General features: G+C 67.0%; 10 protein-coding genes. 7 read left to right on the top strand and 3 right to left on the bottom strand.

Translation table 11 applies throughout. From position 1 onward, the window contains the following. Window positions 1–37: 37 nt before the first annotated feature. Window positions 38–400: a glycine zipper 2TM domain-containing protein gene (locus ABE543_RS07655; RefSeq protein ID WP_081284341.1), complete on the bottom strand. Its 363-nt coding sequence runs from the start codon at window positions 398–400 to the stop codon at window positions 38–40. Between the two features lie 293 nt (window positions 401–693). Between ABE543_RS07655 and ABE543_RS07650 the strand changes: the two genes are divergently transcribed. Further along, complete coding sequence (locus ABE543_RS07650) at window positions 694–1,389, top strand: response regulator transcription factor (RefSeq protein ID WP_227255210.1); 696 nt, start codon at window positions 694–696, stop codon at window positions 1,387–1,389. Here ABE543_RS07650 and ABE543_RS07645 read toward each other — a convergent pair. Then, entirely contained in the window at window positions 1,331–2,713 is a 1,383-nt protein-coding gene (locus tag ABE543_RS07645) for a HAMP domain-containing sensor histidine kinase (RefSeq protein ID WP_197571951.1), read from the bottom strand. The two genes, ABE543_RS07650 and ABE543_RS07645, sit on opposite strands and share 59 nt — an antisense overlap. 202 nt (window positions 2,714–2,915) lie before the next feature. Here ABE543_RS07645 and ABE543_RS07640 point away from each other — a divergent pair, with 202 nt between their 5' ends. From ABE543_RS07640 to ABE543_RS07620, 5 genes are all read left to right on the top strand, one after another. Further along, window positions 2,916–5,207, top strand: coding sequence for an ESPR-type extended signal peptide-containing protein (locus ABE543_RS07640; protein ID WP_346475540.1), 2,292 nt, complete (start codon window positions 2,916–2,918; stop codon window positions 5,205–5,207). A gap of 59 nt (window positions 5,208–5,266) precedes the next feature. Continuing rightward, complete coding sequence (locus ABE543_RS07635) at window positions 5,267–7,144, top strand: S8 family peptidase (RefSeq protein ID WP_346475539.1); 1,878 nt, start codon at window positions 5,267–5,269, stop codon at window positions 7,142–7,144. Between the two features lie 51 nt (window positions 7,145–7,195). Beyond that, window positions 7,196–8,581, top strand: a complete 1,386-nt coding sequence (locus ABE543_RS07630) for a GGDEF domain-containing phosphodiesterase (RefSeq protein ID WP_346475538.1) — start codon at window positions 7,196–7,198, stop codon at window positions 8,579–8,581. Between the two features lie 112 nt (window positions 8,582–8,693). Then, window positions 8,694–9,467, top strand: a complete 774-nt coding sequence (locus ABE543_RS07625; protein WP_346475537.1) for a chemotaxis protein CheW — start codon at window positions 8,694–8,696, stop codon at window positions 9,465–9,467. Next, entirely contained in the window at window positions 9,457–9,738 is a 282-nt protein-coding gene (locus ABE543_RS07620; protein ID WP_197571948.1) for a hypothetical protein, read from the top strand. The genes ABE543_RS07625 and ABE543_RS07620 overlap by 11 nt, the downstream gene beginning before the upstream one ends. 64 nt (window positions 9,739–9,802) lie before the next feature. Here the strand turns inward: ABE543_RS07620 and ABE543_RS07615 are convergent, their stop codons facing one another. Further along, window positions 9,803–10,351 carry a DUF6624 domain-containing protein gene (locus ABE543_RS07615; protein ID WP_197571947.1) on the bottom strand — a complete coding sequence of 183 codons (549 nt, stop codon included), beginning with the start codon at window positions 10,349–10,351 and terminating at the stop codon, window positions 9,803–9,805. Window positions 10,352–10,672: 321 nt separating this feature from the next. Between ABE543_RS07615 and mutS the strand changes: the two genes are divergently transcribed. After that, window positions 10,673–13,228, top strand: coding sequence for a DNA mismatch repair protein MutS (mutS, locus tag ABE543_RS07610; RefSeq protein ID WP_065181133.1), 2,556 nt, complete (start codon window positions 10,673–10,675; stop codon window positions 13,226–13,228). The last annotated feature ends 110 nt before the right edge of the window (window positions 13,229–13,338 follow it).

Below are 13,338 nucleotides of genomic sequence, written 5' to 3'. Positions count from 1 at the left end.
GTTCGTTGCATCACTACGTGGAAGGGGAAAACGGCGATCAGCGGTAGACGCGCTCGCAGCGACGTTCCACCACCCGATCGCCGGTCTTCTGCTGGTGGTTGCCCTGGATCTGTCGTCCGGCGGCGCCGCCGGCGACTGCACCGGCGACGGTGGCGAGCTTCTTGCCATTGCCGCCGCCCACCTGGTTGCCCAGCAGGCCGCCCACCACCGCACCTGTGGCAGTACCGGCAATGCGGTTCGGATCGCGCGAGTTGCGCTGGACTTCAACGTTCCTGCATTCCACACGGCTGCCGTCGTTGAACTTGCGGCCTTCATCGCGGGGCCCGTAGGTCTGCGCACCCGCCATCGACGATGCCGCCATCAGGGTGCCCAGCACGAGCAGTCGGGTCGAGGTCTTCATGGCCAGCTCCTGTCTTCCGGGATGGGTCCAGTCTCCGCCTGCCGCTGGCAACTACGAGTGAAATCGGTGTCATCAGGACTTCATCGGCCATGCGTCGTTCATGAAGAGAACCGCGGCCATGGAACGATCCCAGCGCCTGGCAGAGGCTCCCGTTCGGTCGCCGCGAAGGGAATCGGCCCCCTGCATCGGTGCGCCGACCCGCGCGGCCCCTCCCGGGGGCAGCGCGCATGCGGCTATGATCAACCGACAAAGGGCGCAGGCATCTGGACGTGGATGTGCAGGAATCAGAAAGCTTGAGGGTAGCGGTACTGGAGGACGAGCCTGCCCTGCGCGAGCGCATCATCCTGCCAGGCCTGGCGCGCTATGGATTCCTGGCGACCGGCTACGCCAGCGTCGCCGCCTTCCGCGCCGGAATGGAGAGACAGCCCGCCGACCTGCTCGTGCTCGACGTGAGCCTGCCTGACGGCGATGGCTTCAGCCTGGCGCGCGAAATGCGCCAACGACAACCGGGCCTCGGCGTCATCATGCTGACCAGCCTTGCCGATGTGAGTGATCGTATCCGCGGCCTGACCGAAGGTGCCGACGTGTATTTTTCCAAGCCGATCGAGATCGATCTGCTGGCGGCGGCACTGCACAGCCTGGCACGACGGATCGCCACGCCGGCAACAGCGAACCGGTCACTGCCCGGCTGGAGGATGAGTGAGGACCAATGGGGCCTGATCGCGCCCGACGGCACCTCGGCCGCGCTCACCCGCAGCGAGCGCAGCCTGTGCGCGGAACTGTTCCAGCACGCCGGGGCGCTGGTGTCACGCGAGCAGCTGATCCTGGCCATTGCAGATGATTCAGACGATTTCGATGCGCACCGGCTCGACGCCATGGTCTACCGGCTGCGCGTGAAGGCACGCAAGCGCTGTGGCATGGAACTGCCTCTTACGGTGGTTCATGGCCGGGGATACATGCTGAATCCTGCCGGGCGCACGGCAGGCTGATCAGGAACGTCGTTCCTTCGCCACAGATGCTCTCGACGCCGATGCCACCGCCGGCCTCTGTCACCAGCTCGTTCACGACCGCCAGCCCCAGTCCCGTGCCCGAATCCGCCGGCTTGGTGCTGAAGAAGGGTTCGAAGATCCGGGCCGCCACCTCGGCGCGCATGCCGCTGCCATTGTCACGCAGGTGGATGCGGACGCGATCTCCATCGCGGTCGATGTCGATCTCGAACCGCCCGTGATCGCTGAGCGCATCGCGGGCATTGGACGCGATGTTCAACAGCATCAGCTCGAACTGGCTGCGGTCCATCCGCACCGGCGCCGCTTCACCATCGCTGCGCACGGACAGTACGATCCCCGGCCCAAGCAACTGGCGCAGCATCGACTCAAGTTCCCGGACCGCCTGCGCGGCATCAAACACGACGGCCTGCTCGCCATCACGACGGCTGAAACGGAGCAGCCGCCGGCTGATGGCCATGCCACGCCGCGCGGTCTCCTCCACGTCTGACAGGTGGCCTTCAAGCTGCACCAGACGCTGCCGGCTGCCTTCGCCGTCGTCTTCATGCCGCTGGTTGGCGAAGCCGACGATCACCGCGAAGATGTTGTTGAAATCATGCGCCATGCCGCTGGCCATGCGTTCGGTGATCTCCTTCTTCTGCGCATGGATCAGCTGGGCATGGGTGCGCTCGCGTTCGCGCATCTCTTCGGCAAGTTGCCGCCCGCGCTCGTTCGACTCGCGCAGGCTTTCGCGCAGAGCCTGGGTCGTCCGGTCGATCAGCAGTGTGACCAGCAGGTAGGTGAACAGCAGTGGGGGCAGGTTGTAGAACGCACGCGCGGGAGCATCGGCGAAGACGCTCATCGCATCGCGTCCTGCACCCAGCACTACGCTGCCCACCAGGACCGCCAGCGTGGTCCACAGCGCGCCACGACCAAGCACCAGACCACTCAGCACGAGCACCAGCATCTGGGCGAGCTGGTCGGGCATCTGCCGTTGCAGGCCGTTCACGCCCAGATTGATCGTCGTGACCAGCAGCATGGCACCGATCAACAGCTTGACCGCCGCAGCGAACGCACCACGCCGCGTCAGTGCCAGTCCGATCCATGCGGCGGCGCCGATGGACAGGCTCATCGCCAACGAGGCATGCGTCGACCAGTGCACCTCGCTCGAGACCAGTTGGGACCAGGCCACGATCACCGCGAAGGCCAGGGTCGCCGGGATGGTCACCCCCAGGAACAGGAGCAGCAGCTGTATGACGCGCGCGTTGCGGCGGTCCACCGGGTCTTCGATCGGCGCCCGGTCCAGCCAGCGCAGGAATGAACGGAGCATGGGCGGCGTGAAGAGATGGCGAGAAACCGATCATATTTCTGTCAGGAGTTGCAGTCGACATGCCCCCTCGGTGGGCCTACGTTCATGTTGTCGGCGGGCGCCTACGCCACTGCCGTGACACGACGACTACACCGCCCCACTCGTCGACCCCCTGCGGGCAGCCACGACGAAGGGCCTGCACTCCAGATCGAGGATCAGAGCAATGAACCGGATTTACCGTATCGTGTGGAACGCCGCGCTGGGCCGGCAGGTGGTTGTGTCCGAAATCGCGTGCAGCCGGACGCGGTCCGGGCGCCGCCGCCAGGTCGCGGCGCTGCTGGCCACCGGCTCGCTGCTGGTGTCCTGCTCCGCCCTGGCCAGCGGGATCGTCACGGCGCTGGGCGTCGAGCAGGTGTCCGCGCCGGAGCAGATCGTGTACGCCGCCGATGTCGAGGCTGATCCAGTGCCCTACCTCGCCGCCACCGGCAGCGAGGACAGCAATGCCGGCGCCTACGCCGACGGCGACAACGCGCTGGCCGCAGGCGAGGCGAGCGCCGCGGTCGGGGAAGGCACGACCGCGCTTGGCGCCGGCAGCGTGGCCTACGCCAACCGCGCCACCGCGGTGGGCAATGAAGCGCTGGCCATCGCCGACTCGAGCACCGCGATCGGCGGCATGCTGGACATCGACTACCAGTCGCAGAACCCGTATGGCGTAGTGCTGTTCCAGCAGACCGCCGCCACCGGCGTGGCGTCCACGGCGCTGGGCGCCGGCGCGCAGGCCGAAGGTGACTTTGCCACTGCCGGGGGCGCCGGCGCCCTGGGCAGCGGCAAATCCAGCGTGGCGATCGGCGGCATTGCCGACGATCTGGAGGACCAGATCGGGGAAGGTTTTGCCGGCCAGCTGCTGCAGAACACGCAGGCCACCGGTCGCCTTTCGGTGGCCGTCGGCGGCGGCGCGCAGTCCACCGCCTATGCAGCCATCTCCCTGGGCGGGCTGGCCAGTGCCAGCGCTATCCGCTCCACCGCGATCGGCTACCGCGCGGTGGCCAGCGCATATGACGCCATGGCCGTCGGTGACCGGGCCCAGGCTCTGGGCGAGTTCTCCAATGCGTTCGGTTCGGGCGCACTGGCCCTGTACGACCTGACCGTGGCCGTGGGCAGCAATGCCCGGGCGGGCGCGCTCAACACCACGGCCCTGGGCGCCAACGCGCTGGCCCTGATCGAGGGCGCCACCGCAGTCGGTTATGGCGCCTGGGCCGCCGGCAAAGGCAGCGTGGTGGTCGGTGACGGCATGACCTGGAATGGCGATTTCTGGGGGGATACACCGCGGCTGTTCACCAACAGCGTGGCGATCGGCACGGATTCGGACGTGTGGGGCAGCGAGTCGGTGGCGATCGGCGGCGGTGCAACCGTGGGCGACCCGTCGTTCGTCGACGGCGTGACCCACCCCGTCGACCGCGCGGTGGCGCTCGGTGCAGGCTCTTACGCCGATCGTGACAACACCATCTCGGTGGGACGCGCAGGCAGCGAACGCCAGATCGTCAACGTGGCGGCCGGTACGGCGGCAACCGATGCGGTCAACAAGGCACAGCTGGATGCGGTGTCGGGTGCGCTCGGCAATTTCGCCGACAGTTTCGCAGCCATCGATGTGCAGATCGGCAGGCTGACCACCCGACTGGATGACATCGAGGCGGACGTCGGTGCAGGTCATGGCCGCAACGATCAGGTCGCCGTGGGAGGCGATTCCGCAGCCCAGGCGGGCGAAGGGACCAACGCTGTGGCAGTGGGATCCGGCGCGACCGCCAACGCGGACAACAGCGTGGCGCTGGGCGCCGGCGCCTACGCCCATGGACCCAACGACACGGCGTTGGGCGGCAACGCGCGGGTCAATGCCGACGGCAGCACGGCCGTCGGTGCCAACAGCCGCATCAGTGCCCAGGCCAGCAACGCCGTGGCCCTGGGTGAGTCGGCCTCCGTCAGCAGCGCTTCCGGCACCGCACTCGGCCAAGGTGCCAGCGTCACCGCCGACAACGCCGTCGCATTGGGGCGCGGCTCGGTCGCCGATCGCGTCGACACGGTGTCGGTCGGTGCCAGCGGTGCGGAGCGCCAGATCACCCATGTGGCCGCCGGTACCCAGGCGACCGATGCGGCGAACGTGGGCCAGGTCAATGCCGGTGTCAACGCGGCGAAATCCTATACCGATGCACGGTTCACCGCATTGAACGATTCCTTCGAAACCTATCGTACGGACGTGGACCGCCGCCTCAGCTCGGTTGATCGCCGCTTGGACCGCCAGGGCGCGATGAGCGCGGCGATGCTGAACATGGCGACCAACGCCGCAGGCACCCGCAGCGAACGCGGGCGCATCGCGGTCGGTGCGGGCTTCCAGAGCGGCGAGCAGGCGCTGTCGGTGGGCTATGCACGGAAGATCGGGGAACGCGGCTCCTTCAGTCTGGGCGGGGCCTTCAGTGGTGGCGAATCCTCCGCAGGCGTGGGCTTCGGCATCGACCTGTGACAGAGCGACACCGACCACTCCCGCTCCGACGCGCTTCACCCTTTCCCTGGAGACCCACCATGTCCATCCACACCTCACTGGCCGCTGCAATCGTTTCGGTGTTGATCACCACCAGCGCCGCCCATGCCGCACCACGCCTGGATACCAGCAAGGTGATCAAGCGCAACGTGGCTGCCGCCACATCGACCGCCCAGCCGTCGGTCGGCCAGCGCTTCATCGTCAAGACGACCGGCACCACCACCCAGTCACGCAGCCTGTTGACGCAGTCGCTCGCCAGCTCGGCGCAGCGTTCAGGCATCACCACGGCGGCTGCGGCAACGGCACGCGCAGCCGCCCGTCCGGCCGCCCGGGCCAGTGTCCTGCGCAACATGGCCGTACCTGGCTGGTACGTGGTGCAGACCTCACGCCGGCTCAACTCCGCCGAGACGGCAGCCTTCGTCCGCGAGCTGGCGGCCGAACCCGGCGTGACGTCGGTCGAAGTGGACCGGCTCTACCAGGCGCTCGACACCGGGCGCGGCATGGTGCAGCCGAAACTGATCCCGAATGATCCTCAATATGCCCAGCTGCAGTGGAACTTCCACGATCAGACCGGTGGAGTACGCGCCGACCAGGCCTGGGACATCTCCACCGGCGCAGGCGTCGTGGTGGCGGTGATCGACACCGGCGTCGTGGAAAACACGCCCGACCTGAAGGACAACGTGCTGCCGGGCTATGACATGATCTCCGACCGCTTGATCTCCCGTCGCGACACCGACGCCCGCGTCGCCGGTGGCTGGGACCAGGGCGACTGGATGGAAGCCAATTACTGCACGGCGCTGGGCGCGCCTCCGCACGCCGCCCGCGACAGCTCCTGGCACGGCACCCACGTCTCCGGTACCGTCGCGCAGCAGACCAACAACGGTGTCGGTCTGGCCGGTCTGGCCCACAACGCCAGGATTCTGCCGGTGCGTGTGCTGGGTTCGTGTGGCGGGTACGGCAGCGACATTGCCGATGGCATGTTGTGGGCGGTCGGTGCGACCGTTGCCGGCCTGCCGGTCAATGCCAATCCGGCAGAAGTGCTCAACATGAGCCTGGGCAGCAATGGGCCCGACGCCTGCCCGCAGATCTACCAGGACGCCATCGACGAAGTGAACCGACGCGGTGCGATGGTGGTGGTGGCAGCCGGCAACTCCAACGCCGATGCCGGCACCTACACGATGTCCTCCTGCAAGGACGTGATCAGCGTCGGCGCCACGCGTGTCACCGGCGGCAAGGCCAGCTACTCCAGCTGGGGCAACCGGGTGGATCTGTCCGCGCCAGGTGGCGGTGGAGGTGTTGATGGAGACCCGAATGGCTACATCTTCCAGATCGTCAACACGGGCACCACCCGCCCCACGACCGAGTTCGGCATCGGGGGATATACCGGCACCTCGATGGCATCGCCCCATGTGGCCGCGGCGGCAGCGCTGGTCCAGAGCGTGGCCACCACGCCGCTGCGCTGGGATCAGATGCGGGACCTGCTGAAATCCACTGCGCGTCCTTTCCCGGCCAGCATTCCCACCAGCACACCGATGGGCGCGGGAATCCTCGACGCCAATGCACTGGTAACCGCCGCGACCACCGAACCCTGCGATCCCACCGTCGAGAGCTGCACCCCGCCGAATGTGGAACTGAGCAATGCAGTCGAACTGCGCGGGCTGTCAAGCACCTCCGCAGAGCGGACCTACAGTTTCACCGCCCGGGCCGGCACACCGTTGACCATCATGACGCTGGGCGGCAAAGGCGACGTATCGCTGTATGTAGCGGCGCAGCGCGTCCCCAGCGCCTCCGATTACGATGCGAAATCAACCCGACCGACCAATTCGGAGTCGGTGCGGATCGGCTCGCCCTCGGCGGTCACCTACATGATCCGCCTCACGGGAACATATTCCGGGTTGACCCTGGTAGCCCGGCAGTAAGCCTCAGGGGCGGCGCCACTGCGCGCCGCCCTCGATGCCCGGGGTCCTTCGATGGAAAGCCTGCCCAGGAAACTCTCCTTGACTGATCGGCGCACGTTGCCGTCCCTCATCGGGGCGGTGACACGCCCCCTGCGGCCGCATGCGTTGTCCAGCCGCCACGGGACCTCCAGCGGGCTGCTGGACAGACATACCTTCACGATCGACTACACCACACGATCACCCCGGTTACCGGGCCGATCGCCCGTCGCCGTCCTCGTCGATGTCCTTGACCTGCCGAATGCCGAGCCCTGTCAGGCATTCGGCATGGCCTCGCTGGAGACGCGGGTCAGGCAGGACGCAGCACGCATCGAGGCCGCCCTGAACGGCCAGGCGGACGTCCACCATATGGGCGGCAGCCGTTTCGCCTTCATCGTGGAGCTGCCCACCCGTGACGCCGTCGAGCGCCTGGTGGAAGCGCTGCACCTGCGCCTGACGCAGCCCAGGGAGGGTGCAGCGCAGCCCCTCCGGCCTCTCGTCCACGTCGGCCTCTGCCAGGCCGAAACCGGCAAGGACAGCGCCGACGACATCATCCGCGGGATGTTCGTGGGACTTCACTGGGCAGTGTCCAGCCAGGTCACCTACTGCTGGTACTCCGCCCCGCGCGATGAAAGTCTGCGGCGCGAGTATCACCTGCTTGCCGGCGCCCGCGACGGCCTGCGCCACGACGAATTCCATCTGCTCTACCAGCCTCGTTTCCGCGGGTCTGATCTCAGTGCGGTGTCAGCGGAGGCGCTGATCCGCTGGGATCATCCTCGGCTTGGCCCGGTCAGCCCTGCCGAATTCATCCCGGTATTCGAACGTAACGCACTGATGGAGAAGGTCACGGAGTGGGTCGTCGACCGAGCGCTGAAGCAGCTGTCATGCTGGAAACGCGACGGCATCACGCTGGGCCTGTCGATCAATCTGTCTGCACGGAATGTGGCCCGTGCCGGCATGGCCGATGCGCTGGTCGCCAGGATCCATGCCGAGGGGCTGCGCTGCAGCGACCTCGAGATCGAGATCACCGAAGGAGAATGGTTGAGGGTGAACTCCGTGCCCGGCGAGCAGCTCAGGCGGATGGCATCGGCGGGAATCCGCCTGGCATTGGACGACTTCGGCAGCGGCTACAGCAACTTCGCCTACCTGACCGAACTGCCGATCCACACGCTGAAGCTGGACAAATCGCTGATTGATGGAATCTCGACCGACACGCGGGCCCGCCTGAAAGTCCGTGCCATCATCGGCCTGGCCCATGATCTGGGCTACACCGCCGTCGCTGAGGGGGCTGAAACCGCCGACCAGGTCACCACGCTGCGGGAGCTCGGATGCGACCAGATCCAGGGCTTTGCATTGTGCAGGCCCATCAGTGCGACCGAACTGACCGATAGACTCACTGTTGCACCCCACCTACTCGAATGAGCCAGGCCTGCACCCGCGGATGGACTGCGCGGCGTGCGTTTGATCCCTTCATGGAAGCCGCCGAGAATCCCGGGGCAGTTGCCTGCTCCTGATCCATCCGAGAAGTCTGCCAGTGGCCAACACAGGTTCCTTTCTGCTTCGCCTTGTTCAGGGAGACCTGACCACTGAAGGCGCGCTGACACGCCTGCACGCAGTGCAAGCAACATGCCGTGCATGCAACCACACCTCGATGCTGAAGGCGGGCGCAGGCCTGACCGATCTGCGCGGCGCAGGGATCCTGGTCTGCCCCTGCTGCCACAACCGGCAGGCGGTCAGCCGCATGCGCTTCGAGGAGTTCGTCAAGCGGTTGCCCCGCGCGGATGCCATCGACCACAGTGCCCTCGCGCTTGCCGCCGCTCCCGCGCACCACGCGTCACCGCAGCCGTTCCTGGAACTGGTGGTTGTTCGTGCCGGTGCGGCGCTGTTCGGGATCGATGTTGAATCGGCGGTGGAAATACGTGGTCCGGAGGCTCTGACCCGGGGTACGGACGGCCTGTCCAGCGTGTCCGTACGCGGGCAGACGGTGCCCGTCGTGGATCTTGGCCTTGTCACGGGCGGCACCCGCTGCGGTGCCCGCTGCCCGGCGATGCTGCTGGTGCAGGCTGGCGTCCAGCTTGTCGCCCTGGCGCTTGACGAGGTGCTCACCATCGAGAGTGTCCCGCTCGGCCACGTCCACCCCATCAGCAACGATGGGCAGGGATTGCCGCTCTGCAGCCACCGGGTCTGCCTGGCATCCAACCAGGAGGTTGCCCTCATTGATCCGAGAGTCGCTCTCACTCTCCAGCGGCGGCTCGCAGGTTCGCGGACCGATGCAGCGATCTTCCCCGGGAGGTCCGATGAACACTGAGACGCGGGATGCCTTGCTGCGCCTCCAGGGGGTCATGAACCGGATGCATGTCCGTGTGGCGGCACTGGAAGCGGCCACCGTTCTTCTGCTCCGCACGAACGCAGGCAATCTGGACGCGGCCGATGAATTCGAACGCAGCATCCGCCACTACCTCAGCGGCATGGACCTGCACCGGGAACACGTTTTTGCATTCGAGCAGATCGTCGAGCCTTGGCTCGGCATCCTGCGGGATCCGCTAGCCGGCATTCGCTCCCCTCCACCATCGGCCTGAACCGAAGGAGTGTGCGACTCACCCCTGCCTCTCCGCGCGCAGTGCCCCAACTGCTGATCCGATCTTAACGCCCAAACTGCTCGCAATGCCTGGAGACCATCGCTTGATACTCCGCCATGGGCGCCAGGCCCATTCGAGCGCGACGCTCGTCAAGCGTCTCAGGTGCTTCAACCGCACGTGGCTCCCAACGCCCCGGGTCTGCACAACGCCCCTGCGTTCCATAGCGCTGGGGGTCGTGGGTGCGGTCCCAGAGGTAGGCGTAATTGGACGCTTTGACCTGCCCCGTCGCTACCAAGGGCTCCATGGCTTCCGCAACAGAGCGCTGGAACGCCGGATCCTTGTCGGCATGCTGGGCCAGCAGCCAGGCCGCGTCCGCCCCGTCCTGGCCCACCTGCGCCACGGTCGGCCAGCCATGGGCCGCAACGATCGCCTTCAGCCGAGCGGTATGCACCGCATCGACGGCACTGAGCACCCTCTCCTCGCCCTCCGTGGTCAGCGGAAGGTCCCGGACCGCCTGATCGGCATCCTTCATCCGCAGGAGCTCGCCGCGCAGCTCCGGGTCAGCAGGCGTCCCACCGCTGGCTCCCAGCGGCGCGAAGAGGATCGCAATCACCCACAATGGACCGAATCGCCGCGTCACAGCTCCACCTCTTGCGTGATGTGTCAGCCGATGATGCCCAGTTGGCAGATTTGCCGGTAGGTCAGCTTAAACTTGATGCGTCGGCGGCGCCGGGCATCTGCCTGCGTCGCAACAACCGTATCCATGGTCGATCCGCTGTGTGCCTGTCGCGCCATCAATGTGATCCTGTTTGAGTCACTGCCGCCGGCGTGGCCCCGGATCGACCGCTACAACCGGTAGGAAGCTCTCTTGCAAACCACTGATTCAAAAGCGAAACCGTCTGCATCGAAGGCCAGTGCAGAGCACACGCCCCTCATGAAGCAGTTCTTCGCAGCAAAGTCCGAGTACCCGGATCTGCTGCTGTTCTTCCGCATGGGCGACTTCTACGAGCTGTTCTACGACGATGCACGCAAGGCTGCACGCCTGCTCGACATCACCCTGACCCAGCGCGGCAGTTCCGGCGGCGCCCCGATTCCAATGGCCGGTGTGCCCGTGCATGCCTACGAGGGATACCTGGCACGGCTGGTGGCGCTGGGCGAATCCGTGGCGATCTGCGAGCAGATCGGCGACCCGGCCCTGGCCAAGGGGCTGGTCGAGCGCAAGGTGGTCCGCATCGTCACCCCCGGTACGGTCACCGACGAAGCACTGCTCGACGAACGCCGCGACACCCTGCTGATGGCCCTGTCGCGCACCCGGCAGGGCTACGGCCTGGCCTGGGCCGACCTCGCCGGTGGCCGCTTCCTGGTCAACGAGGTCGACACCGACGACGCGCTGGAAGCCGAGCTGGCGCGCCTGGAGCCGGCCGAGCTGCTGGTGCCGGACGAGGAGAACTGGCCGGACTTCCTGCGCCAGCGCAGCGGTGTGCGTCGCCGCGCGCCATGGCTGTTCGACGCGGACAGCGGTCGTCGGCAGCTGCTGGCCTTCTTCAAGCTGCATGACCTGAGCGGCTTCGGCATCGACGACAAGCCACGCGCCACGGCCGCCGCAGGCGCCCTGCTCGGCTATGTCGAAGAAACCCAGAAGCAGCGCCTGCCGCACCTGACCTCGATCGCGATGGAAACCGCCGGCGAGGCGATCGCCATGAACGCTGCGACCCGCCGCCACCTGGAGCTGGATACGCGGGTCGACGGCGATACCCGCAACACCCTGCTGGGCGTGCTCGACAGCACCGTCACCCCGATGGGCGGCCGCCTGCTGCGTCGCTGGCTGCATCGCCCGTTGCGCCTGCGCGAGGTGCTGGTACAGCGCCACCATGCGGTAGCGACGCTGATCGATCGCGGCAGCGATGGCGACATCCGCGAACAGTTCCGTCGCCTGGGTGACCTCGAGCGCATCCTCACCCGCGTCGCCCTGCGCTCGGCACGCCCCCGCGATTTCTCGACACTGCGCGATGGCCTGGGCCTGTTGCCTGCGGTGCGCGACGTGCTGGCGCCGCTGGACTCGCCACGCCTGCAGGCGCTGTACGCCGCGCTGGGCGAGCATGACGACTGCGCGCAGCTGCTCGCGCGTGCCATCGCTGAAATGCCGCCGCTGAAGCTCAGCGATGGCGGCGTGCTGGCCGATGGCTTCGACGAGGAGCTGGATGAGCTGCGACGCCTCTCCACGAACGCCGACCAGTTCCTGGTCGACCTTGAGCGGCGCGAGCGCGAAAGCAGCGGCATTGCCACACTGAAGGTCGGCTACAACCGTGTGCACGGCTATTACATCGAGATCAGCAAGGGCCAGGCCGACCGCGCACCGGTGCACTACACGCGCCGCCAGACCCTCACAAACGCCGAGCGCTACATCACCGAAGAACTGAAGGCGTTCGAGGACAAGGTACTGTCCGCGCGCGACCGCTCGCTGTCGCGCGAGAAGTTCCTGTATGAGCAGCTGCTGGACACGCTGGGTGCACAGCTGGAGCCGCTGAAGCAGTGTGCCGCCGCGTTGAGCGAACTGGATGTGCTGGCCGCATTCGCCGAGCGCGCGCAGGCACTGGACTGGTCGCGCCCGGAACTGGAAACGGCACCCTGCCTGAAGATCGAGCGCGGCCGTCACCCTGTCGTGGAAGCCGTGCGCGAGCAGCCCTTCGAGCCGAACGATCTGGACCTGCACCCGGACCGCCGGATGCTGGTCATCACCGGCCCGAACATGGGCGGTAAATCCACCTACATGCGGCAGAATGCACTGATCGTGCTTCTGGCCCACATCGGCTCCTTCGTACCGGCCAGCCGCGCCGTGATCGGCCCGATCGACCGCATCCTGACCCGCATCGGCGCCGGCGACGATCTCGCCCGCGGGCAGTCGACCTTCATGGTCGAAATGGCCGAGACCAGCTACATCCTGCATCACGCCAGCCCACATTCGCTGGTGCTGATGGATGAGATCGGCCGCGGCACCTCCACCTATGACGGCCTTGCCCTGGCCGACGCGGTGGCCCGCCACCTCGCCTACGAGAACCGCTGCTACACACTGTTCGCCACCCACTATTTCGAGCTGACCGCGCTGGCCGACGAGCAGCACGAGGGCGGCCGCAGCGGTATCGCCAACGTGCACCTGGATGCGGTCGAGCATGGCGAAGCGCTGGTGTTCATGCACGCTGTGAAAGACGGCCCGGCCAACCGCAGCTTCGGACTGCAGGTGGCCGCGCTGGCCGGCCTGCCTCGATCGACCGTGGCACAGGCGCGGCGGCGCCTGGCCGAACTGGAACAACGGGGCAGCGAGAGCCACGCGGCGGAGCTGGCCCCTCAGGCGCTGGATGCCCCGCAGCAGTTCGGCCTGTTCAATGCCCCGTCCAGCAAGGCGCAGGAGGCGCTGGCCGCCATCGATCCGGACGAACTGACGCCCAAACAGGCGCTGGAAGCGCTGTATCGGCTGAAGTCACTGCTGTAACCGGCATGGGACCGGCGCAACGCCGGCCCCCCTCCCGCCCCCGGTCAGAGCGAGCCTGCGCCCGGCAGCCTTCGCATTTCCGTCGTGCAGGCGGCGTTATGCTCGGGCGG

It is taken from the genome of Stenotrophomonas sp. TWI169, from assembly GCF_039674705.1.
Classification (GTDB): domain Bacteria; phylum Pseudomonadota; class Gammaproteobacteria; order Xanthomonadales; family Xanthomonadaceae; genus Stenotrophomonas; species Stenotrophomonas maltophilia_P.
This window is presented reverse-complemented; position numbering and strand designations above follow the sequence as displayed.

What these genes read in the sequence shown, in the direction of transcription:
- ABE543_RS07635 (WP_346475539.1), top strand. Translation starts at nt 5,267, where the DNA reads ATGTCCATCCACACCTCACTGGCCGCTGCAATCGTTTCGGTGTTGATC.
- ABE543_RS07645 (WP_197571951.1), bottom strand. Translation starts at nt 2,713, where the DNA reads ATGCTCCGTTCATTCCTGCGCTGGCTGGACCGGGCGCCGATCGAAGAC.
- mutS (WP_065181133.1), top strand. Translation starts at nt 10,673, where the DNA reads ATGAAGCAGTTCTTCGCAGCAAAGTCCGAGTACCCGGATCTGCTGCTG.
- ABE543_RS07630 (WP_346475538.1), top strand. Translation starts at nt 7,196, where the DNA reads ATGGAAAGCCTGCCCAGGAAACTCTCCTTGACTGATCGGCGCACGTTG.
- ABE543_RS07655 (WP_081284341.1), bottom strand. Translation starts at nt 400, where the DNA reads ATGAAGACCTCGACCCGACTGCTCGTGCTGGGCACCCTGATGGCGGCA.
- ABE543_RS07620 (WP_197571948.1), top strand. Translation starts at nt 9,457, where the DNA reads ATGAACACTGAGACGCGGGATGCCTTGCTGCGCCTCCAGGGGGTCATG.
- ABE543_RS07640 (WP_346475540.1), top strand. Translation starts at nt 2,916, where the DNA reads ATGAACCGGATTTACCGTATCGTGTGGAACGCCGCGCTGGGCCGGCAG.